Genomic DNA, 21,909 nt, shown 5'->3' with positions numbered 1-21,909 from the left:
TACGGACGAGACCGACGGGTCGTTGTGGACGACAGTACGGACGGCGCACTCGTGAGACGGCGTAGGAGAGAACGAGACCTGTGAGTGCTGCGACGACGACGCGAAGCCGTACCCCGCGTACCCCTGACCGCCTGTGCGTCGAGGCGGTAGAACTCGCCCGCGCGGCGGCCGAGGAGGCCGCCTTCCCCGGCGTGGTGGGCGAGCACGTCTCCGCCGTCGCGGAGGGCGACCGGGTCGTCACGCACTTCTTCGAGTGCAAGGAACCGGGCTACCGCGGCTGGCGCTGGGCCGTCACCGTGACCCGCGCCTCCCGCGCGAAGAACGTCACCCTCAACGAAACGGTGCTGCTGCCCGGCGAGGACGCCCTCCAGGCACCCGAGTGGGTGCCGTGGAGCGAGCGGCTGCGCCCGGGGGACATGGGCCCCGGCGACCTGCTCCCGACGGACGCGGACGACCTGCGGCTGGAGCCGGGCTACTCGGGTGAGGACGCCCCGCCGCCGAACGCGGTGGTCTCCACCGAGATGGCCGAACTGGTCGAGGCCGAGGACGCCGACGTCACCGACCGGGTGGTCGTCCCCGCGCGCGGCTCCATCACGGCCGTCGCCGAGGAACTGGGCATGCGGCGGGCGCGGGTGCTCTCGCGGTACGGGCTGCACAGCGCGGCCGACCGCTGGGACGAGTCCTTCGGCGCGAAGACCCCGATGGCGCAGGCGGCGCCCGCGTCGTGCGTCTCCTGCGGCTTCCTCGTCGCGATCGGCGGCTCGCTGGGCCAGGCCTTCGGGATCTGCGCGAACGAGTTCGGACCGGCCGACGGCCGGCTGGTGTCCCTCTCCTACGGGTGCGGGGGCCATTCGGAGGCCGCCGTCATGCCGAAGCCGCTCCGGCCGGCGCCGCCGGTGCTCGACTCGATGGCGACGGACGAGTTCCCGCTGCGGCCCGCCGACACCGGCTCGGTCCCGGAGGCGGACCTCCCGTCCGCCGACCTCGGCCACTCCTGACCCGTCCCGCGGATCCGTTCCCCGCACCCGTTCCCCGCGTACCCTCGGGGAATGGGGGAGACGGACGCTGACATGGTGGGAATGACCGGCCGGGTGACGGGGACCGTCGGGCCGGGCCTGGTAGGGGAGGTCATCGTGCGGATCCGGGGCGGGGCCGAGCACTTCCTCGCCCATCCGGCCCCGGGCGAGGGCCTGCTGACGGTCGGAACCCTCGTGACGGTCGTCGAGCACCTGCCGCCGCGCACGGTGTACGTGATGGCCGCCTATCCGGCCGGCTGAGCGCGGTACAGCTCCCGCGCGCGGGCGGTGTCGACGGGGCCGTCCAGCGACAGGAAGTGCTCCAGCTGCCAGGCCTGCGTACGCTCCGCCTGCCGGCTGGTGGTGGTCACCCACGGCGGATAGACCCGGAAGGCACGCTTGCCCCCGGCGCCGTCCACCGAGACGACGCCCCGGCGGCGGAGCACGCCGAGCGGCAGGACGAACTGGCCGAAGCCGTCGCCGTCCCGGCTGCTGACGACGAAGAGGTCGACCGGGTCCGACACGTCGAACGGCGCGATGGGTCCTCCGTCCGGGGACCTCTTCCACACGGTGACGAACTGGCCCGCCTTGGTGGGCGTGGTCCTGGCCGACCGGAAGCGGACGGCGAGGCCGTCCAGGGTGAACGCGCACGCGTCGTAAGCGGCGCTCTCGGCCTCGGGGACCGGCTCGGAGCAGTCGAACCCGCAGGGACCGTAGACGCGCTCACGCGCCGCGAGCAGGTCGGCGGGGGGCCAGGAAGGGTGCGCGGTCATCCGTCCACCCTGTCATGCCGCGCCGACAGGGCCGGTCCGGGCCGTCCGGGCCGTCCGTGCCGTTCGCGCCGCCCGTGCGTATCAAGATGGCGACAAGAACGATCCCGCCACTTCTCCGGAGGCCCCACCGGGCGCAGACTCGCCCTCGTCGGTGTCGAACGGCACCGCGATAAGGGGGCGTTGCCGATGGCTATCGGCGTCGTGGCGGGAATCGTGCTCGCCGCAATCATTGCCTTGATCGGCCTGTTCAAGCTCATGTGGCGGGTGGCCGAACCGAACGAGGCGCTCGTCATCTCCGGCTCCACGCACAAGACCGAGGGCATCGGCGAGGGCATGGGGTTCCGGATCGTCACCGGGCGCGGAACGCTGGTGCTCCCCGGGGTGCAGGCGGTCCGCAAGCTCTCGCTGGATCTGAACGAGACCCAGCTGAACGTGGACTGCGTCACCCACCAGGGCATCCCGCTGCGGGTGAAGGGCGTCGTGATCTTCAAGATCGGCGACGACATGGTGTCCATCGCCAACGCCGCGCGCCGCTTCCTGGACCAGCAGAAGATGATGCCCGAGCGGGTGCACATCGTCTTCGCGGGCCATCTGCGGTCCATCGTCGGCGGTCTGACGGTCGAGGACATGATCCGCGACCGGGAGAAGCTGACCGGGCAGACGCGGGCGGCCTGCGGGACCGAGATGGAGAAGCTCGGCCTGATCGTGGACTCCCTCCAGATCCACGAGATCGAGGACCCGACCGGCTACATCAAGAACCTGGCGATGCCGCACGCGGCCGCCGTGCAGCGGGACGCGCGCATCGCGCAGGCCGAGGCGAACCGGCTGGCGACCGAGGCCGAGCAGACGGCCTTCGCGCGGATGGCGGAGGCCACCCGCGACAGCGAGATCCTCCAGGCCGGCTACCAGGCCGAGCGGGACAAGGCCGCGGCCACCGCCCGCCAGGCGGGCCCGCTGTCGGAGGCCGCGGCCAAGCAGGAGGTCGTCGTCCAGGAGACCCGGGTCGCGGAGCTGGAGGCGCACCGGCGCGAGCAGCAGCTCCAGGCCGACGTGCGCAAGCCCGCGGACGCGGCGGCGTACCAGACGAGGACCCTCGCCGAGGCGGAGCGCGACGCGCGCATCTCGGCGGCGCAGGCCAAGGCGAAGGAGACGGAGCTGGCGGCGGCCGCCGAGGCGACCCGGGTGCGGACGGCCGCGTCCGCGGAGGCCCAGGCCACCGAGGCGCGCGGGCTCGCGGCGGCGACGGCGATGCGGGCGAGCGGTGAGGCGGAGGCGGCGGCCACCCAGGCCAAGGGCCTGGCGGCGGCCGAGTCGGCGCGGGCCAACGGTCTGGCGGCGGCGGAGGCGGCCAAGGCGAAGGGTCTCGCCGAGGCCGAGGCGATCAAGGCGCGGGCCGCCGCGCTGGCGGAGAACCAGGAGGCGGTGGTCGCGCAGCAGCTCGCCGAGAACTGGCCGGCGATCGTCGAGGCGGGCGCGGGAGCGTTCGGGAACGTCGAGCACATGGTGCTGCTCAACGGCGCCGAGGGGATGTCCGAGATGTTCGCGAAGGCCCTCACGATGGGCGGCGCGGGTCTGGGCATGGCCCGGCAGATGCTGGCCTCGATGGCCCAGCCGTCGCCGGAAGCCCCGCAAGCCCCTGCCGTCACCCCCGTGAACGGCAAGGGCCCGCACCAGCAGATCCCGATCGACGACCGGGCCTGAGCCCGGCCCGGCCCCGGGCCGCGATGCCCGGGGCCCGTGGGGCCCGGCGGGCGGCCCTGCCGGGTTGCCCCGGCGGTGGCCGGAAATCGAGCTTAGACCGCCACCGGCCACCGGCCCGTGCGCTGCGCGCAAGGATCGTTGACCTTGCGCGCAACACCCCTACCGGGGGGAGCCGGGCGGCCCGCAGTGGGGGCCGCGGGGCCCGCCACGGCCCCCCGGCTCTCCTTTGGCAGCGGCAGCGGCAGCGCAGCGGCTAGCGCAGTCGGGCGGCCCGGGCCGTGCGGCGGCAGTCCGACGGGCTGGTGCCGTAGGCCTGGCGGAACGCCCGGCTGAAGACGGCCGCGCTGGTGAAACCCCAGCGGGCGGCGATCGCGTGGACGGGCCGCCCGGCCAGCGCGGGCCGCAGCAGGTCGGCGCGGCAGCCCGCCAGCCGGCGGCGTCGGATGGAGGCGGCGACCCCCTCCGGCCGCCCCTGGAACAGCAGGTGCAGGCGGCGCAGCGAGATGTGGTGGCGGGCGGCGACCATCCCGGGGGTGAGCTCCGGGTCGCCCAGGTTGTGCTCGATGAAGGCGTCGATCTGCCGCAGCAGCACCTCCTCGCGGGCCTCGGCGGGGAGGTCGTCGTAGACGTCGAGGCGTTCGGCGAGGCAGGCCGCCGCGAGCCCCAGGGCGGCGGTGCCCAGGTGGGCCAGCTCCCGTTCCCCGCAGCCTTGCGCGTGGGCGTCGACCGAGCCGAGGAACTGGGCCAGGACCGCGCCCGTGCCCCGGCCGGCCGGTATCCGCTGGGCGAGCAGCCGGTCCACCCGGTCGGGGCGCAGCGGCAGCGCGGTGCGGGGGATCTGCAGGACGACGGCGCGCACGAGGGCGTCGTCCTCGCCGGGGGCGCCCGCCTCGTAGGGGTGGGAGGTGTCCCACAGCACCAGGTCGCCGCAGACCGGCCCCGAGTCGGCCCGGTGCTGGGTGATCCACATGGGGCCGCCGGTGACCAGGGCCAGCTGGTACTGCTCGGGGTCGCCCCGGCGGATGTGGCCCGGGGTGCGGCGCGAGCGCAGCGGGGCGTAGTCGAAGCTGGAGACCTGGACGGGCCCCAGGTCCAGCACGGCGGCGTCGGCGCGGAAACCGCCGGGGTCCTCGCAGCGGATCGCGGTCGGCGCGAGGGAGCGCGCCACGACGTCCGTGAACCAGTCGAACCTGTCCCGCGGTGCCACGGCGGCCGAGGACATCGCCGCTCTCATTTCCGGTACCCCTCCCACCACGCCACGGCGGCCATGAACATGACCAGTCCCGTTCTGTGGGCAGGGACGCGGCCCGACTCCCGCCGGTTCCCCGCGCGTTCAGCTGTCGGACCGCCGCCTGAACAGCCGCTTTCCCCCGATGACCAGGGCCGTGGCGGCCGCCAGCACGAGCACGCCCCTGCCGTAGCCGCCGCCCTCGCCGGCCGGCCCGCCGTCCGCCCGGTTCCCGTTCCCGCCGCCCGCCGCACCGGAGGGGGCCGGACCGGAGGCGGAGGGACCGCCCCCGGCGGCAGGCCCGGGCGGGGCCACCGCAACGGCCACCACCCTGCTGTTCGCGCCCTCCGCCCCGAACATCAGCGTCTTCCCGTCCGGGGTGTACGTCACCGACTCCGCCTGCCCCTGCCAGGGCGCGTCCACCCGCTCGCCCCCGCCCTCGGGCCGGCCGTCCTTCCACGGGTAGGTGCGGGCCGTGAAGTAGCCGCGCAGCGTCAGGTGCCCGCCGTCCGGCGAGAACGCCCCGTCCGTCACCCACGGCACGTCCGCGATCCGCCGGAAGACGTTGGGCCCGTCCGCCGACAGCCGCTCCGGGCCCTCGTACAGGCCGCCCCGCTGCTCGTTCTTGCTCGCGATGTACGCCCGGCCCGTCACCGGATGCACCATCAGGGCCTCCGCGTTGCGCGGCCCGTCGGCGTACGTCACCGTGAACTGCTCGGCCTTGACGGTGGTGTCGCGCAGCTCCTTCGGCTCCGGGAAGCGGTAGATCCACACGTGGTCCCAGGTGCCGTCCCGGTTGTCCCCGATGTCCCCGACGTACAACTGCCCGTCGGGGCCGAGCGAGATGGCCTCGACGTCACGGGGGGTCCCGATGCCGCTCATCGTCACCCGGGCCACGGTCCGGCCCGTCGCCGAGTCCACCGCGTACACGTACGGGCCGTCGTCGCTGTCGTTGTGCGTCCAGTAGACGCCCGGGTGGATCCGGCTGGCCGCCAGCCCGCTCGACTCCGTGATCCGCGGATCGGTGATGGTGAACCCGGACGCGCCGGGCCGGTCGTCGGCCGCGGCGGGACCGGCGGCGGGACCCGCCAGCAGGACGGCGGCCACCAGGGCGGCGGGGGCGAGGGCTGCGGGGACGGCGGTCCGCACGGGCAACAGGCGCATCCCCCCAGCCTGCCAGCCCGCCCGGCGTGTCCGGCATCACAGGAGTACCTGTCGCGTGATCCGCGATGATGACCGGATGCGTTTCATGTTCGTCGGCGACTCCATGACCATCGGACGCGCCGGCGACTACACCTGGCGCTACCGGATGTGGCAGCACCTGACCGCCACCCTGGACGGCCCCTTCGAGATCGTCGGCCCGCGCACCGCGCTCTACGACGCCGACACCGGCGCGGGCACCAGCCACGCGTACGCCGCCCCCGGCTTCCCCGACGACGCCCGCCGCCACCTCGCCGGCTGGGGCGAGGGCTGGCAGCACATGGCACCCCTCGTCGGCCCCGCCGCCGCAGAGGGCCGCGCCGACGTCCTGCTCGTCTCCCTCGGCCTGATCGACCTCGGCTTCTACACCAAGGCCGAGCAGACCGCCGCCAACGTGCGCCTCTTCGTCGACGCGGCGCGCCGGGCGCGTCCCGGGATCCGCATGGTGTTCCTGCCCGTCATCCCGAACGTCCGCGCCCAGGAGGACCCGCCCTTCGCGGAGGAGGTCACCCGGTTCAACGAACTGCTCGCCAAGGCGGTCGCCGACCTCACCACCGACGCCTCGCCGGTCCTGCTGGCCGCGCGCCCGCAGGCGTACGAGATCGCCCACGACACCTACGACGGCACCCACCCCAACGCCTCCGGAGAACACCGCCTGGCGGGCGAGTTCGCGGCCGTCCTGCACCAGGCCTGGGGCGTCGGCGGTCCCTACCGCCCCGCCCGCGAGCCGTAACACGCCGACACCGGTGGGGTCTTGCCTGGAGTGGACTCGAAGCAGTTGGCTTGGGGCCCATGAAGTACACGCAGCTCGGACGCACCGGACTCAAGGTCAGCCGACTCGTCCTCGGCACCATGAACTTCGGCCCCCAGACGGGTGAGGCCGAAAGCCACGCCCTGATGGACGCGGCCCTCGACGCCGGCATCAATTTCCTCGACACCGCCAACGTGTACGGCTGGGGTGAGAACAAGGGCCGCACCGAGGAGATCATCGGCACCTGGTTCGCCCAGGGCGGCGGCCGTCGCGACAAGACGGTGCTCGCCACCAAGGTCTACGGCTCGATGGCCCCCGAGGGCGCGGCGTGGCCCAACTACGACCGGCTCTCGGCCCTGAACATCCGCCGCGCCGTCGACGACAGCCTCAGGCGGCTGCGGACCGACCACATCGACGTCTACCAGTTCCACCACGTCGACCGGCAGACCCCCTTCGAGGAGATCTGGCAGGCCATCGAGGTCCTCGTCCAGCAGGGCAAGATCCTCTACGCGGGCTCCTCCAACTTCCCCGGCTGGAAGATCGCCCAGGCCAACGAGACCGCCGCCCGCACCGGGCGGCTCGGACTGGTCAGCGAGCAGTGCCTCTACAACCTCGCGGAGCGCCGCGCCGAGATGGAGGTCATCCCGGCCGCCGAGGCGTACGGGCTCGGCGTCATCCCCTGGTCCCCGCTGCACGGGGGCCTGCTGGGCGGCGCGATCCGCAAGTCGGCCGGGTCCGGGCGCAGCGCCTCCGGCCGGTCGGCGGACGCGCTGGCGAACAGCTCGGTACGGGCGCAGGTGCAGGCGTACGAGGACCTGCTCGACAAGCACGGCCTGGAGCCCGGCGAAGTGGCCCTGGCCTGGCTGCTGACCCGGCCCGGCGTCACCGGACCGATCGTCGGTCCCCGTACCGACGAGCAGCTCGCCTCGGCGCTGCGGGCGGTGGAGCTGGAGCTCTCCGGGGAGCTCCTTGCCTCCCTGGACGAGATCTTCCCCGGGCCGGGGGCCACGCCGGAGGCCTTCGCCTGGTAGCGGGTCGGCCGGGGGCGGCCGCCGGTCGGGTCCTACTGTCCGACGGCGGCCGCCACGGCGACGACGACGAACATCAGCACGAGCACACCGGCCATGACACGGTTTCTGGTCTTCGGGTCCACCCGTCGAGACTAACGCGACCGCACCCGCCCCCGGCGCCGGGGGCTGCGAGACTTTCGCCATGGTGGTGACCGTGGAAGACGTACGGCGGCTCGCGCTCGCGCTGCCGCGCACCGAGGAACACCTCGTCCGCGACCGGGTGAAGTTCCGGATCGGGCGGATCGTCTACCTCGCCCTCTCCCGGGACGAGAGCGAGCTCGGGTTCGCCTTCCCCAAGGAGGAGCGGGCCGCGCTGGTCGCGTCCGAGCCGGCGAAGTTCTCCCTGCCCGGCGCCGGTGACCTGCGCTACAACTGGGTGCACGCCCGGATGTCCGCCCTGGACCCCGGGGAGCTGGCCGAGCTGGTCACCGACGCCTGGCGGATGTGCGTACCGGCGAAGGTGGCCCGCGCGCACCTGGAGGACGGGCTGCCGCCCGCGCCCGGCCTCGACGGGCTGAGGGAGGCCGCCGCGGTGTTCGGGGCCTTCCCCGGCGTCGACCGCAGCTGGCTGGCGCTGACCGCGGACACCGCGCCCGGCCTCGACCTGTCCCGGGCCGCGCACCGCACCGCCCTGCACCGCTGGCTCAACGCCTGGGGCTGCCGCATCCGCTACCCGCGGGACGGCGAGCCCGATCCGCTGGGGACCGGCCTCGCCGACTGGTGGGGCCGGCACAGCCTGCCCGGGGCCCCGCTCGCGGCCCTGGCCGACCGGGACGTCACCCGGCTCGCGGCCGCGTACGGGGAGCTGGCCGCGCTCCCGCTCGGCCGCCGCACCCTCGGGCCGACCGCCGCCGCCAAGGCCCTGTTCGCGCTGCGGCCGCGCACCGTGATGCCCTGGGACGCGGCGATCGCGACCCGCATGCACGGCGCGCGGGACGCCGCCGCCTTCGAGCGGCACCTGCGCACCGGCCGGGCCTGGGCGCGGGCCGCGCTCGCCGAGAGCGGCCTGGACGAGGACGCGCTGACCGCCCGGCTGGGCCGGCCCGGACTCCCGCTGGCCAAGGTCCTCGACGAGTACCTCTACGTCACCCTCAGCCACGGCGGCGGTGGCTGAGCGGGCTCAGCCGCCGGCGGGGACCAGCGCGGGCTCCTCGGTGATCCGGGCCGGCCGGGGCCGGGCCAGCGCGACGTAGCTCGACGTGCGCAGCGCCACCGACACGTCGAGCCGGCCCGCGTTGAACCAGATCTCCTCCTGCTCCAGCAGCTCCGGATCGACCACCACCTCCACCGACGGGTCGAAGCTCACCGGCATGATCGAACCGCTGGCGCAGCCCGTCAGCTCCTCGGCGACCGCCCGCACGGCGAAGGAGGCGTTGGTGCCCCCGTACGCCGCCCGTACCGCCTCCAGGTCGACGCGCCGGTGGCCCGGCACGACGGCGATGACGTAGCGGCGTCGTTTGCGTCCCAGCGCGACTCTGATGACCAGGCACTTGGCGGCCTCTTCGAGGCGGTGGCCGCGGATGAGGCTGGCGAGTTCGGTCTGGCCCTCCGGGGCGTGGTGGAGCAGCCGGTAGTCGGCCCCTCCGTCGCCCAGGAGGTCGAGCAGGCGGGTGTAGCTGTCCGCGATCGCGGTCGCAGAGGTCACAACGGTCCTTTCCGGAAACTTCGTTGGCGGTGACTCAGCGGTCGCGCAGCTCCAGGGTGCAGCACTTGACGCTGCCGCCCGCCTTGAGGAGCTCGGAGAGGTCGACCCCGATCGGCTCGAAGCCGCGCTCGCTGAGCTGGGTCCGCAGACCGGTCGCCGCCTCCGGCAGCAGCACGTGGCGGCCGTCGGAGAAGGCGTTCAGCCCGAAGACCGCGGCGTCCTCGGCGGTGGCGAGGATCGCCCGGGGGAACATCGTGCGGAGCACGGACCGGCTGCCCTCGGAGAAGGCGGCCGGGTAGTACATGACCTCGTCGTCGGAGAGCACGGCCAGCGCCGTGTCCAGGTGGTAGAACTCCGGGTCGACGAGGGTCAGGCTCGTCACCGGCAGGCCGAAGAACTCCTGGGCCTCGGCGTGCGAGCGCGGATCGGTGCGGAAGCCGGTGCCGGCCAGCAGCCGGCGGCCGACGGTGAGGATGTCGCCCTCGCCCTCGTTGATGAACTCGGGCCACAGCACGTCGCGGTAGCCCCGGCGCTCGAACCAGTCGAGGTACGCCGGACCCTCCGCGGTGCGCTGCGCGTGCCGGAAGCGGGCCCCGTAGACCTTGCCGTCGACCACGGTGGCGCCGTTGGCGGCGAACACCATGTCGGGGAGGCCGTCGACCGGGTCGATCTCCTCCACGAGGTGGCCGAGGTCGAGGTACAGGTCGCGCAGCCGCTCCCACTGGCGCAGGGCGAGGGCGGTGTCGGTGCGGTGCTCCGGGTGCATCCAGGGGTTGATCGAGTACGTGACGTCGTAGTGCTGGGGACGGCACATCAGCAGCCTCCGCCGGGTGGCGACGCGGGAGGGGACCGGGAGGGTGGCGGTGGGCTCGGTGAACGGCACGGGGACTCCTTCAAGGGTGACTGGAGGGGCCGGGCCGCCCACGGGATGGGGTGGGCGGCCGTCATCGGGGCACGGTGCGTCAGCGGGCGGAGGCGGGCGGGTACGGGGTGTGAGCATGCCGGGATCGCCTCTGCTGCTCCTTTTTCACCGGAATACGGATCCCGGACCCCGAAGTCCGGGCCACCACGACATGAACCGTCCCGAAACGCTGCCCTTTGCCGGCGGCGGCGGGTGGGGGCGGGGGGTCCCGGGCTCCGGCTCCGGCCCCGTGGTCCCCGGCCCCGGCTCGGGGACCAGGGCCCGGGAGCGCCGGCCCCTGTGGGGCGTGCTGGGGCCTGGCACAGGGGGCAGGGCCGCCCGGCCGGAGGGCCACTGCCGGGCGGGCTGCCCGACCCCTTCGGGGCGGGTGGCCCTGAGCCTGTGCCCGCTGCCGTTGGGACTTCGGGGCCGGGCCCCGCCCCCGGCCTCTGACCGCTGGCCTCGGCCCCCGGCCCCCGCGGGGCGTGCTGGGGCCCGTACCGGGGAGAGGACCGCCCGGCCGGAGGTCCATTGCCGGGCGGGTTCCGGGGCGGGTGGCCCTGAGCCTGTGCCCGCTGCCGTCGGCACTTCGGGCCGGCCCCAGCCCCGGCCCGGGGCTGCCGGGTGCCGGGGGTCGTGCGGCCCGTCAGAGGTGGGCGCTGCCCGCCCCCGGGGGGAGTGGACGGGGGGTTGGGGTCGGGCCGCGGGAGCCGTGGGTCGGCTCAGCCCGTCAGGGGCCAGGCCTCGACGACCTCGTACCGGGGCTGCTCGCCGGGGACACCGCTGGTGGGGAGGTTGCTGCGGACCAGGCTGAGGGTGTCGACCCGCCAGGGCGTGCCCTCGAAGCCCGCCAGCGCGTCGAGGAACGGCCGCAGGTCGGCGGCGCCCCGGCTGCGGGCGAGGGTGAGGTGGGGGGTGTAGCGGCGGTGCTGTTCCATCGGGATCCCGGCCCGCCGGGCGGCGGCGTCGGCCCGCTCGGCGAGCAGCCGCAGGGTGTCGAGGCCGCCGGCGGCTCCGGCCCACAGGGCGTGGTCGCCGAAGTGGCCCGCGCCGTGCAGGCGCAGTGCGAAGGGCTCGGTACGGGTGGCCGCGCGGGCCAGGCGGGCGTGCAGGTCGGGGAGGAGGCGGTCGGGGACCTCGCCCAGGAAGGCGAGCGTGAAGTGCCAGCCCGCCTCGGCGGTCCACCGCAGCCCGTCCCCGCGGGGCACCCCGGCGAGCGCGGCCCGCAGCTCCTCGACGGCCCCGTCGGACGGCAACACGGCGGCGAACAGCCTCATGCCCCGACGATATCCCCGCTCACCCGGCCTCCGCGGCCCCCCGCCGAAACCGACCCGGCGCCGAAACCGACCCGGCGCGGGATACCGGGCCCGTGCCCGCCGCCGGTCCGTGCCCGCGTTCGCGGTGGGGTTCGCGTTCGGGTCCGTGCCCGCGTCCGCCTCCGTGCCCGCGTTCGTGCCCGTGCCCGGGGCCGCTTCCGGGCCCGTTCTGTGCCGTGTCCGGGCCCATGCCGCGTCCGTGCCCGCGTCCATGCCTCGTCCGTGCCGGGCATGGGACCGCCCCCCGCCCGGCGCGGTGTCCTGTGCGGGTTGGCCCCGTGTCGGGCACCCGGCGCTCGGGGTTCGCCACCCGGGCCACCCGGGCCACCCGGGCGGTCCGGGCGGCCCGGGGGAGTGGGGTGCGGCCCCGGGTCGCCCGGGACGGGCCCGGACCCCGTAGCGGGGGCCGGGCCCGGGGGTGCCCGTCGGGCCCCGGGCAGGGGAAGGGTTACGCCGCTCTGACCAGTGCGCGGGCGCCGTCGGGGCGGGCGGCGGGGACGAAGGTGATCCCGTGGCGGTTCACGCTCAGGCGGAGGTTGCCGACCCGGGAGAGGACCACCGCGACGCCGAGTGCCGCCGCGAGCGAGACCAGGCCGCCGGCGGCCATGCCGAGGCGGGCTCCGTAGGTGTCGGTGATCCACCCCACGAGCGGCGCCCCGAGCGGGGTGCCGCCGGTGAAGACCATCATGAACAGCGCCATGACCCGCCCCCGCATCTCGGGGTCGGTGGCCATCTGGACGCTGGAGTTGGCCACCACGTTCACGGTCAGGCCGAACATCCCGACGGGCACCAGCAGCGCCGCGAACAGCCAGAAGGACGGAGCGAACGCCGTCACCAGCAGCAGGGCGGAGAAGAGGACCGCGGCCGTCACCAGCACCCGCAGCCGCGCCCGGCCCCGGCGCGCGGCCAGCAGGGCGCCGACCAGGGAGCCCGCCGCGATCAGGGTGTTGAACAGCCCGTACGTGCCGGCGTCGCCGTGGAAGACGTCACCGACGAAGGCGGACAGCCAGATCGGGAAGTTGAACCCGAAGGTGCCGATGAAGCCGACCAGCACGATCGGCCAGATGAGCTCCGGCCGGCCCGCGACGTACCGCAGGCCCTCCCGCAGCTGGCCCTTCGCGCGCGGCTGCGGCGTGACCGGGTGCAGTTCGCGCGTCCGCATCATCAGCAGGCCCGCGATGGGCGCCGCGAAGGACAGCCCGTTCAGCAGGAAGGCCCAGCCGGAGCCGACGGCGGTGATCAGCACGCCGGCGATCGCCGGGCCGACCAGCCGTGCGGACTGGAAGTTGGCGGAGTTCAGGCTGACCGCGTTGGCGACCTGCGCGGGACCGACCATCTCGGAGACGAACGTCTGGCGGGCCGGGTTGTCGAGGACGGTGACCAGGCCGAGCAGGAAGGCCGCGAGGTAGACGTGCCAGACCTGGACGTGTCCGGCCAGGGTGAGGACGGCGAGTGCGATGCCGGTCAGACCCATGGCGCCCTGGGTGGCCAGGAGCAGCGGCCGCTTGGGCAGCCGGTCGGCGAGGACGCCCCCGTAGAGGCCGAACACGAGCATCGGCAGGAACTGCAGGGCGATGGTGATGCCGACCGCGGAGGCGGAGCCGGTCAGGGAGAGGACCAGCCAGTCCTGGGCGATGCGCTGCATCCAGGTGCCCGTGTTCGAGACTGCCTGGCCGGCCGCGAAGAGCCGGTAGTTGCGGATCCGCAGCGAGCTGAACATGGAGTTCCTGCCCGCGGGAACCGCGCTAGAGGGGGTGGATGTGTGGCCGGGTGCGGAGTCTGCTCCGGTTCCCGTACTCAAAAGCGTTCGCCTCCTGGCGTCGTTCCTATAGGTGCGCGAGCTTCTCCAGGACGGGTGCGGCCTCGCGGAGCTTGGCCCATTCGTCCTCGGTGAGCTCGGCCGCGAGCCCGGCCAGGAAGGCGTTGCGCTTGCGACGGCTCTCTTCGAGCATCGCCTCGGCCTCCTCGGTCTGGCTGACCACCTTCTGGCGGCGGTCCTCGGGGTGCGGCTCCAGCCTGACCAGTCCCTTGGCCTCCAGCAGGGCGACGATGCGGGTCATCGACGGGGGCTGGACGTGCTCGCGCCGGGCCAGCTCACCGGGGGTGGCCTGGCCGCAGCGGGCGAGGGTGCCGAGCACCGACATCTCGGTCGGGCTCAGCGATTCGTCGACGCGCTGGTGCTTCAGGCGCCGGCCCAGCCGCATGACGGCGGAGCGGAGGTCGTTCACGGCGGCAGCATCGTCGCCATGGGAAAGGTCAGGCATGTACTTAGAATAACTCATTACTTTTCCTAAGGAAAACCGGGTCGGGGTCGGGTGGGGGTCGTCACTCGTACGGGTGAGTGGGCGGCGGAAAGCGACACGCGTCCACGCCGTCTGGCCCGACCCTTTCGGCATGGGGACACATGTGCTGAGCGTGCGCATAGACGGGGAGCTGCTGGAGCGGCTCCGGAACCATGCCGCCAAACGCGGAATGAGCGTCCAGGACTATGTCGTCCGGACGCTCATTCGCGATGACTTCGACGAGCGGTTCAAGACCGCGGTCGACGAGACGGAGAAGTTCTACGGTCTGACGTGACCGCGCGCCGCTCCGGGCGGCTACGTGAGGCCGAGGGCCGGCATCGCGTAGTAGAAGACGAACACCGCCGATACGACGTACATGGCTGCCGGGACCTCGCGACCCCGGCCGGTCGCCAGGCGCAGCACGCTGAAGCTGATGAAGCTGATGCCGATGCCGTTGGTGATCGAGTAGGTGAACGCCATCATCACCATGGCCAGGAAGGCCGGGACGGCGATGGTGAAGTCGTTCCAGTCGATGTCCCTGACCGAGCCGGCCAGGATCAGGAAGCCGACCGCCACGAGGGCGGGGGTGGCGGCCTGCGAGGGCACCATGGTGGCCAGCGGGGTCAGGAAGAGCGAGACGGTGAAGAGGCCGCCGGTCACGATGTTCGCCAGGCCGGTGCGGGCGCCCTCGCCGACGCCCGCGGTGGACTCCACGAAGCAGGTGGTGGCGGAGGACGAGGTCGCGCCGCCGGCGGCGACGGCCAGGCCGTCCACCAGCAGGACCCGGTTGATGCCGGGGAAGGTGCCGTCCGGCTTCGTCAGCTTGGCCTCGTCGCCGACGCCGAGGATCGTGCCCATCGCGTCGAAGAAGCAGGACAGCAGCACGGTGAAGACGAAGAGCACGCCGGTCAGCACGCCGACCTTGCCGAAGCCGCCGAACAGGCTGACCTGGCCGACGAGGCCGAAGTCGGGCGCGGCCACCGGGTTGCCGGGCCACTGCGGCACGGTCAGGCCCCAGGCCAGGTCCGGCAGGTCGGCGACCGCCTGTACGGCGACCGCGATCAGGGTCATGACCACGATGGAGATCAGGATCGCGCCGGGCGTCTTGCGGATCAGCAGGGCGAGCGTGAGCAGTACGCCGACCACGAAGATCAGGACCGGCCAGCCGTGCAGGTGGCCGCCGCTGCCGAGCTGGAGCGGGACGGTGGTGTGCGCGGCGTCGGGGATGCGGGTGACGAAGCCGGAGTCGACCAGGCCGATCAGCATGATGAACAGGCCGATGCCGATCGCGATGCCCTTGCGCAGCCCCAGCGGGACCGCGTTCATGACCCGCTCGCGCAGGCCGGTGGCGACCAGCAGCATCACCACGAAGCCCGCCAGGACCACCATGCCCATGGCGTCGGGCCAGCTCATCCGCGGGGCGAGCTGGAGGGCGACGACGGTGTTGACGCCGAGGCCCGCCGCGAGGGCGATCGGGACGTTGCCGATCACGCCCATGAGGAGGGTGGTGAAGGCCGCCGTCAGCACGGTGGCCGTGACGAGCTGGCCGCTGTCGAGCTGGTTGCCGTACATGTCCTTCGCGCTGCCCAGGATGATCGGGTTCAGCACGATGATGTAGGCCATCGCGAAGAAGGTCGCGAAGCCGCCCCGGAACTCCCGGGCCACGGTCGAACCGCGCTCCGAGATCTTGAAGTAGCGGTCGAGGCGGGTGGTGGGGGCCGCGGCGGGTGCCGAGGTGCTCATGCGGTCCTCAAACGGGTTGATTGGGTGGTTCATACGAACGAAACCGGCCGTAGGCAAACCGTTTCAGTATGAACACATGAACGAGGGGCAGTCCATCTCCGCGCGTAGACCCCAAATCCGGCCACCTAGACTGGTCTCCATGGCGAAGTGGACTGCTCAGCACGAGGCGCCCGAGCCCCTTGAGGGCCCGGTGGTCGCCACCATCACCGGCGGCACGATCCTCTGGTTCGCCATGTTCCTCGTCCAGCTGCCCTTCTACGGGTGGTTCGCGGACCGGGACCTGCTGTGGTGGGTGTGGACCTGCGCGGCCGGCGGCGGGCTCGGCCTCATCGGCATCTGGTACGTCCGCGGCCGCGACGCCGCCCTCAAGCGCCACGCGGCCGAGCAGGCGGCCGCTGCCGCCGCCGAGGATGCCGGCGCGGACCCCGCGTCGCCCGGCGCGCCCGGTACGCCCGGTACGCCCGACTCCGGGCGGTAGCACCCCGGCGTCGGCCCCGGCCTCCACCCCGGCCTCCGCCCCGACCCCGACCAGGGGACGATTCCACTCATCCTGAAGTCGGATCTTCCGACTTCTCGGCGGGTGAACCGTCCCGGCGCCCTTTACCGTCGAAAGCATGACGCAGCGGGCGAAGATCGACCATGACGGACCGGAGCGCTCCGGCGCCGGCCCCGCCATCGACGCGGGAGCCGAGCTGGATCCCGTCCACCCGGTGAAGCCCCCCGCCCCCCGGTTCAAGCCGGGCGGCCTCCTCACCGCCGAGGTCGCCGAGCGGGTCGCCCGCGGCGACGTCAACGACGTGCCCGTCCGCTCCTCCCGCTCCACGGCCGAGATCGTCCGCGCCAACGTCTTCACCCGCTTCAACGCCATCATCGGCGTCCTCTGGGTGATCATGCTCATCGTCGCGCCCATCCAGGACAGCCTCTTCGGTTTCGTGATCGTCGCGAACACCGGCATCGGCATCATCCAGGAAATGCGCGCCAAGAAGACCCTCGACGGGCTGGCCGTCATCGGCGAGGCCAAACCCAGCGTCCGCCGGGACGGCGCCACCGTGGAGATCTCCACCTCCGAGATCGTCCTCGACGACGTCATCGAGCTCGGCCCGGGCGACAAGGTCGTCGTCGACGGGACCGTCGGCGAGGCCGACGGACTGGAGATCGACGAGTCCCTGCTCACCGGCGAGGCCGACCCCGTCCTCAAGAAGCCCGGCGACCAGGTCATGTCCGGGTCCTTCGTCGTCGCCGGGGGCGGCGCCTTCACCGCCACCAAGGTCGGCCGCGAGGCCTACGCCGCCCAGCTGGCCGAAGAGGCCTCCCGCTTCACCCTCGTCCACTCCGAGCTGCGCAGCGGCATCTCCACCATCCTCAAGTACGTCACCTGGATGATGATCCCGACCTCGATCGGCCTGATCATCAGCCAGCTCGTCGTCAAGCAGAACAACGTCAAGGACGCCATCGCCCGCACCGTCGGCGGCATCGTCCCGATGATCCCCGAGGGGCTCGTCCTCCTCACCTCCGTCGCCTTCGCCGTCGGCGTCATCCGGCTCGGCCGCAAGCAGTGCCTCGTCCAGGAGCTGCCCGCCATCGAGGGCCTCGCCCGCGTCGACGTCGTCTGCCTGGACAAGACCGGCACCCTCACCGAGGGCGGCATGGACGTCACCGAGCTGCGCCCCCTCGGCGGCGCGGACCAGGCCTACGTCAGGAAGGTGCTGGGCGCCCTCGGCGAGTCCGACCCGCGCCCCAACGCCAGCCTCCAGGCCATCATCGACGCCTACCCCGACAGCGCCGAGTGGCGCTGCACCGAGTCCCTGCCCTTCTCCTCCGCCCGCAAGTACAGCGGCGCCAGCTTCAGCGAGGGCGACGGCGAGAACAACACCTGGCTGCTCGGCGCCCCCGACGTGCTGCTGCCCGCCGGGGACCCGGCGCTGGAGGAGATCGACGGCCTCAACGAGCAGGGCCTGCGGGTCCTCCTGCTGGCCCGTTCGGCCCGCGAGCTCGACGACGCCGCCGTGGCCACCGGCAGCAGGCCCACCGCCCTCGTCGTCCTCGAACAGCGGCTGCGCCCCGACGCCGCCGACACCCTGCGCTACTTCGCCGAGCAGGAGGTCAAGGCCAAGGTCATCTCCGGCGACAACGCGGTCTCCGTCGGCGCGGTCGCCGGCAAGCTCGGGCTGCCGGGTGCGCAGAACACCGTCGACGCCCGCAAGCTGCCCGCCGAACGCGAGGGGATGGCCGCCGTCCTCGACGAGAACGCCGTCTTCGGCCGCGTCACCCCGCAGCAGAAGCGGGAGATGGTCGCCGCCCTCCAGTCCAAGGGCCACACGGTCGCCATGACCGGCGACGGGGTCAACGACGTCCTCGCCCTCAAGGACGCCGACATCGGCGTCTCGATGGGCTCGGGCTCGGAGGCCACCCGCGCCGTCGCGCAGATCGTCCTCCTCAACAACAGCTTCTCCACCCTCCCCTCGGTGGTCGCCGAGGGGCGCCGCGTCATCGGCAACATCACGCGCGTCGCGACCCTCTTCCTCACCAAGACGGTCTACTCGGTCCTCCTCGCCGTCCTGGTGGTCTGCTCCCAGGTCGAGTACCCCTTCCTGCCCCGCCACCTGACCCTGCTGTCCACGCTCACCATCGGCATCCCCGCCTTCTTCCTGGCCCTGGCGCCGAACACGGAACGCGCGAAGCCGCACTTCGTGAAGCGGGTCATGCGGTACGCGATCCCCGGCGGGGTGATCGCGGCCGTCGCCACATTCGTCACCTACCTGCTCGCCCGCGCCCACTACAGCGGCCCGGACGCCCTCCAGGCCGAGACCAGCGCGGCGACGCTGACCCTGTTCCTCACCTCGATGTGGGTCCTGGTGATCATCGCCCGCCCGTACACGTGGTGGCGGGTGGCGCTGGTCGGCGCGATGGGCGGGGCCTTCCTGATCGTCCTCGTCGTGCCCTGGCTCCAGCAGTTCTTCCAGCTCAAGCTGGTGGGCGTCACGATGCCGTGGATCGCGGTGGCGATCGCGGCGGGCGCGGCCTTCGCGATCGAATGCACCTTCCGCTGGGTCACCCGGAAGTTCCCCGCCTGACCCGCTGCCCCGCCTGACCCGACCGGCCCGACCGGCCCGACCGGCCCGACCGGCCTCAGGCGGGGAGGCGGGGGAGTGCCTAGTCGAACCAGCGGTCGCGGGCCAGTTCCGCCGTGCGGGACGGGTCCTCCAGGAGGGCCGCCACCTCGAAGCGGCGGGGCCACTGGCCCGCGGACCAGGCGAGGCCGGCCGCCACGCCCTCCAGGGTGGCCGCGTGCAGGGTGCCGTCCGGGGTGCGGCGCCAGTCCAGTTCCGTGCCGCCGGCGATCAGTTCCTCGTGCTCGACGTACGTCGGCGGCGTGGCCGGGCCCAGGAGGACCCGTACGGCCTCCGGCACCTCGTGCTCCTCGCCCGGGGTGGTCACCTCCGCCGGGACGGTGTCCGAGAGGCGGCGCACCTGGAGGAGCTCCGCCAGGTCGGCCGCGCGGGACGGGGCGACCGGCAGGAGCGGCAGGCCCCCGGTGAGGGGGAGCAGGTCCGGGGCGTCGGCGATGAGGGCGTCGGCCGCGTCCACCACGACCACCTCGCCGTCGACCACCGCCCGCAGCTCGTCGGGCAGGGTGACCTGCTCGGGGTCCAGGTCGGCCAGGGCCCCGTAGAGGCCGTGCAGCCGGCGGCCGGTCACCTCGCGGTCCGGGTCGGCGAGGCGGGACAGGAGCTCGGCCGCGCCGCCGGGCTCGTCCAGGAGCGCGGCGACCGTGGTGCGTACGCCGAGGGCGCGCAGCACCTGCTCGTCCTCGAAACCGCTGGCGTCGGCGGGGGTGTAGAGCCCCTCCAGGAGCGGGTCGCCGCCGGCGGCGCGCAGTCCGGCGGGGCGGCGGCCGTCGAGCACGGGGTGGTCGCGCAGCCACCAGGCGGTGTACGGGCGCACGGACTGCGTGGTGCCGTCCGGGAGCAGGATCCGCACCGGCTGGGTCAGGGCGTCGCGCAGCGGCGGCTGCGCGAGCATCGCCAGGGCCCGGGGCCACTGGTCGTCGTCGACGAGGTCCAGGTCGCGGACGGCGATCAGCTCGGTGGCCACGGGGGGCACCGGGGTGTCGGGCAGCTGGTCGAGGAGGTCCTCGCACCACACGTCGACCGCGTCGAGCAGCCCCGCGTCGTCCGGCTCGGCGAAGTCCCCGTCGCGGGGCTCCAGTTCGTCCGGGTCCAGGACCACGTCGGTGGCGCGGACCAGCTGGAAGGCGGTCAGCACCCCGCAGGCGGCCAGCACGTCGGCGTCCCAGCGCTCGGCGAGTTCGGCGTCCAGGTACGGGATCTCGTCCTCGCGCAGGACGGAGGCCAGCGGGCTGCCGGCGAGGAGGAGTTCCCCGGCCGGGGTCGGTTCGCCGTCCTCGTCGGGCAGGGCCAGCGCGCCCAGCCAGGGTTCGTCGCCGGGGGCCAGGGCGCAGTCGCGGACCAGGGTGAGGACCACCTCGACCAGTTCGTCGGCGTCCAGGGCGTCGGAGTCCTCGTCCCAGATCTCGCCCGCGTCCAGGGAGCCCGCCACGGCGGCCCGGACCTGCGGGGTCGTCAGGACGGCGCGGGCGGTGGCGGGGAGGGCGCCGAGCTTCTCCAGCAGCGGGTGCGCGGCGTCGGGGTGGGCCACCTTCAGGCCCAGGCGGGCCAGGGACGCGGGGGTGTCGGCGTAGGGCAGCAGGACGTGGCGCGGGCCGATCGTGGTGCGGCCGTCGGCGAGGGGGACGGGCAGGCCGGACAGCCGGTCGGGGTCCACCCCGGCCAGGGTGTCGTACAGGCGGTGCCACCAGTCCGGGGTGCGCTCGATGCCGGCGATCCGCTCGATGGCGTCGCCGAGCGGCAGCCGGCCCACGCCCAGGGTGCGCAGCTCGGGGCGCCGCTCCAGACCGGCGGGGAGCAGGGTGGGGAGCACCTCGGCGAGGACCCGTACGGTGTCGGCGCCCGCGCCCTCGACGACCTCGGCCTCGAAGGGGCGCAGCCGGGTCAGCTCCTCGGAGGGGGCGGCCGGGGCGAGGAAGGCGGTGCGGGGCAGGCGGGTGAGGACGGCGGCGCGCAGGGCCCCGTCGAGTTCGCCCTTGCCGAGCGGGCCGGGCACCAGGTCGACGAGGCCGGTGCCCACCGGGTCCCAGGCGCCGAGGAGTTCGGCGTACGCGTCCGCCGCGCGCGCGACGAGGAAGTCGGTCAGCGGCCCCGGCGCGGGGTGGCGGCGGGAGGTGTCCAGCGGCAGGGAGGCGATGAGCAGGGCGGGGATGCCGAGCGGTTCGTCGGTGGGGGTCGGCGCGTGGACGACGGGGGCGGTGCGGGGGCGCTGGGGCGCGCCGTCGGGGTCGACGGGCACGGCCCAGGTGACGGTCCAGACGGGCCGCAGCCGCTCCTCCACGGGCCGGTCGGCGAGGAGTTCCCGCTCGATGGGGCCGCTGTGGCGGACGGTGCGCCAGCGGTGGGTGCCGGAGGCGGAGTCCTCGATGACGGTGTACGGGCCCTCGGTGCGCCGGTACAGGGTGCGGGCGCCGTCGGCCGGGGTCTCGACGACGATCTCGCGCAGTCCGGGCAGGGTCAGGAGCAGGGCGTCGTCGACGCCGGAGAGCAGCCGCTGCGCGAGGTCCTCGGCGGCGCTGTCGCGCAGCGGGAGGACGACGACGGTGTCGTAGCCCTCGGGGGCGGTGCCCTCGGCGGGCAGCGGCAGGCGCAGCAGGGGGACGTGTCCGTCGCGGCGACGCAGTTCGTCGCCGAGTCCGGGGCTGAACGCGGAGGCCTCGCGGGCCATTTCGCGGGCTTCGGCCAGGGACCAGCGCACGCCCCCGTGGCGGCCGAGGACGGCCGGTTCGTCGGAGACGGCGAGGACGGCGGCGAAGCCGACGCCGAAGCGGCCGACGGAGTCCCGGGCCTCCTCGCGCTTGGCGGAGGCGCGCAGGGTGCTGAGCGACTCCACGCCCGTCGCGTCCAGCGGGGCGCCGGTGTTGGCGGCGGCGAGCACGGCGGGGCCGTCGGGTCCGGCGGGGTGCAGGGTCAGCCGCAGCCGGCCGGGGACCCGGGCGCGGGCCGCGGCGTCGGCGGCGTTCTGGGCCAGTTCGACGACGAGCCGGTCGCGGTAGCCGCCGAGTGCCAGGTCCTCCTCGGCGTTGGCGTCCTCGCGGAAGCGGGCCGGGCCCGCGCCCCACGCGTCGAGCACCGAGCGCCGCAGCCGGGCCGTGCTGAAAGGGTCCACGCCGCTCTGGGCCGCCGTCACTCGCACGTTCACGCCGCTGCCTCCA

The 21,909-nt window shown here is 73.9% G+C and carries 19 protein-coding genes; 9 read left to right on the top strand and 10 right to left on the bottom strand.

The features are described from left to right. Positions 1 to 80 precede the first annotated feature (80 nt). Together ABZW32_RS07965 and ABZW32_RS07960 are read left to right on the top strand one after the other, a co-directional pair. Positions 81 to 998 (top strand): DUF3027 domain-containing protein, encoded by a 918-nt coding sequence (locus ABZW32_RS07965; RefSeq protein ID WP_356212762.1) that lies wholly within the window; start codon positions 81 to 83, stop codon positions 996 to 998. Between the two features lie 51 nt (positions 999 to 1,049). After that, the gene (locus ABZW32_RS07960; protein ID WP_030239242.1) at positions 1,050 to 1,277 is read left to right on the top strand and encodes a hypothetical protein; all 228 of its coding nucleotides are present in this window, start codon (positions 1,050 to 1,052) and stop codon (positions 1,275 to 1,277) included. On the opposite strand, the gene ABZW32_RS07955 is transcribed toward ABZW32_RS07960, so the two are convergent. After that, the gene (locus ABZW32_RS07955; protein ID WP_356212759.1) at positions 1,262 to 1,789 is read right to left on the bottom strand and encodes a MepB family protein; all 528 of its coding nucleotides are present in this window, start codon (positions 1,787 to 1,789) and stop codon (positions 1,262 to 1,264) included. The genes ABZW32_RS07960 and ABZW32_RS07955 overlap by 16 nt on opposite strands. Positions 1,790 to 1,975: 186 nt before the next feature. On the opposite strand from ABZW32_RS07955, the gene ABZW32_RS07950 reads away from it, so the two are divergent. Next, the gene (locus tag ABZW32_RS07950) at positions 1,976 to 3,490 is read left to right on the top strand and encodes an SPFH domain-containing protein (protein ID WP_356212757.1); all 1,515 of its coding nucleotides are present in this window, start codon (positions 1,976 to 1,978) and stop codon (positions 3,488 to 3,490) included. A 253-nt stretch (positions 3,491 to 3,743) separates the two neighbouring features. Here ABZW32_RS07950 and ABZW32_RS07945 read toward each other — a convergent pair whose 3' ends face one another. Further along, a complete protein-coding gene (locus ABZW32_RS07945) occupies positions 3,744 to 4,712 on the bottom strand; it encodes a helix-turn-helix domain-containing protein (RefSeq protein ID WP_356212754.1) in 969 nt (322 codons plus the stop codon). A gap of 111 nt (positions 4,713 to 4,823) precedes the next feature. Then, positions 4,824 to 5,882: a WD40 repeat domain-containing protein gene (locus tag ABZW32_RS07940; RefSeq protein WP_356212751.1), complete on the bottom strand. Its 1,059-nt coding sequence runs from the start codon at positions 5,880 to 5,882 to the stop codon at positions 4,824 to 4,826. A gap of 76 nt (positions 5,883 to 5,958) precedes the next feature. On the opposite strand from ABZW32_RS07940, the gene ABZW32_RS07935 reads away from it, so the two are divergent. From ABZW32_RS07935 to ABZW32_RS07925, 3 genes are all read left to right on the top strand, one after another. Then, the gene (locus tag ABZW32_RS07935; protein ID WP_356213013.1) at positions 5,959 to 6,651 is read left to right on the top strand and encodes a GDSL-type esterase/lipase family protein; all 693 of its coding nucleotides are present in this window, start codon (positions 5,959 to 5,961) and stop codon (positions 6,649 to 6,651) included. A gap of 59 nt (positions 6,652 to 6,710) precedes the next feature. Then, entirely contained in the window at positions 6,711 to 7,700 is a 990-nt protein-coding gene (locus ABZW32_RS07930; RefSeq protein ID WP_356212748.1) for an aldo/keto reductase, read from the top strand. 181 nt (positions 7,701 to 7,881) lie between these two features. Continuing rightward, the gene (locus tag ABZW32_RS07925; RefSeq protein WP_356212745.1) at positions 7,882 to 8,853 is read left to right on the top strand and encodes an MmcQ/YjbR family DNA-binding protein; all 972 of its coding nucleotides are present in this window, start codon (positions 7,882 to 7,884) and stop codon (positions 8,851 to 8,853) included. A 6-nt stretch (positions 8,854 to 8,859) separates the two neighbouring features. Here ABZW32_RS07925 and ABZW32_RS07920 read toward each other — a convergent pair whose 3' ends face one another. The 5 genes from ABZW32_RS07920 to ABZW32_RS07900 all read right to left on the bottom strand — a co-directional run bounded on the left by ABZW32_RS07920 (position 8,860) and on the right by ABZW32_RS07900 (position 13,865). Further along, positions 8,860 to 9,384, bottom strand: coding sequence for a YbaK/EbsC family protein (locus ABZW32_RS07920; protein WP_356212742.1), 525 nt, complete (start codon positions 9,382 to 9,384; stop codon positions 8,860 to 8,862). A gap of 34 nt (positions 9,385 to 9,418) precedes the next feature. Continuing rightward, positions 9,419 to 10,267, bottom strand: coding sequence for a dimethylargininase (gene ddaH / locus ABZW32_RS07915; RefSeq protein ID WP_356212740.1), 849 nt, complete (start codon positions 10,265 to 10,267; stop codon positions 9,419 to 9,421). Positions 10,268 to 11,007: 740 nt separating this feature from the next. After that, a complete protein-coding gene (thpR, locus tag ABZW32_RS07910; protein WP_356212737.1) occupies positions 11,008 to 11,562 on the bottom strand; it encodes an RNA 2',3'-cyclic phosphodiesterase in 555 nt (184 codons plus the stop codon). Between the two features lie 487 nt (positions 11,563 to 12,049). Then, positions 12,050 to 13,402, bottom strand: coding sequence for an MFS transporter (locus ABZW32_RS07905; protein WP_356212734.1), 1,353 nt, complete (start codon positions 13,400 to 13,402; stop codon positions 12,050 to 12,052). Between the two features lie 25 nt (positions 13,403 to 13,427). Next, positions 13,428 to 13,865, bottom strand: a complete 438-nt coding sequence (locus ABZW32_RS07900; RefSeq protein ID WP_030239287.1) for a MarR family transcriptional regulator — start codon at positions 13,863 to 13,865, stop codon at positions 13,428 to 13,430. Positions 13,866 to 13,995: 130 nt separating this feature from the next. Here ABZW32_RS07900 and ABZW32_RS07895 point away from each other — a divergent pair, with 130 nt between their 5' ends. Beyond that, the gene (locus ABZW32_RS07895) at positions 13,996 to 14,178 is read left to right on the top strand and encodes a ribbon-helix-helix protein, CopG family (RefSeq protein WP_030239290.1); all 183 of its coding nucleotides are present in this window, start codon (positions 13,996 to 13,998) and stop codon (positions 14,176 to 14,178) included. A 20-nt stretch (positions 14,179 to 14,198) separates the two neighbouring features. On the opposite strand, the gene ABZW32_RS07890 is transcribed toward ABZW32_RS07895, so the two are convergent. Beyond that, positions 14,199 to 15,626 carry an NCS2 family permease gene (locus tag ABZW32_RS07890; protein ID WP_356212732.1) on the bottom strand — a complete coding sequence of 476 codons (1,428 nt, stop codon included), beginning with the start codon at positions 15,624 to 15,626 and terminating at the stop codon, positions 14,199 to 14,201. A 139-nt stretch (positions 15,627 to 15,765) separates the two neighbouring features. Between ABZW32_RS07890 and ABZW32_RS07885 the strand changes: the two genes are divergently transcribed. Both ABZW32_RS07885 and ABZW32_RS07880 read left to right on the top strand, forming a co-directional pair. Beyond that, on the top strand, positions 15,766 to 16,104 hold the full coding sequence (locus ABZW32_RS07885; RefSeq protein ID WP_356212730.1) for a DUF2530 domain-containing protein: 339 nt from the start codon (positions 15,766 to 15,768) through the stop codon (positions 16,102 to 16,104). A gap of 136 nt (positions 16,105 to 16,240) precedes the next feature. Beyond that, the gene (locus ABZW32_RS07880; RefSeq protein ID WP_356212728.1) at positions 16,241 to 18,700 is read left to right on the top strand and encodes an HAD-IC family P-type ATPase; all 2,460 of its coding nucleotides are present in this window, start codon (positions 16,241 to 16,243) and stop codon (positions 18,698 to 18,700) included. 79 nt (positions 18,701 to 18,779) lie between these two features. On the opposite strand, the gene ABZW32_RS07875 is transcribed toward ABZW32_RS07880, so the two are convergent. Further along, positions 18,780 to 21,896, bottom strand: coding sequence for a molecular chaperone Hsp90 (locus tag ABZW32_RS07875; protein ID WP_356212725.1), 3,117 nt, complete (start codon positions 21,894 to 21,896; stop codon positions 18,780 to 18,782). Positions 21,897 to 21,909 lie beyond the last annotated feature (13 nt).

This window comes from Streptomyces sp. NPDC004667 (assembly GCF_040609475.1).
Classification (GTDB): Bacteria; Actinomycetota; Actinomycetes; order Streptomycetales; family Streptomycetaceae; genus Streptomyces.
This window is presented reverse-complemented; position numbering and strand designations above follow the sequence as displayed.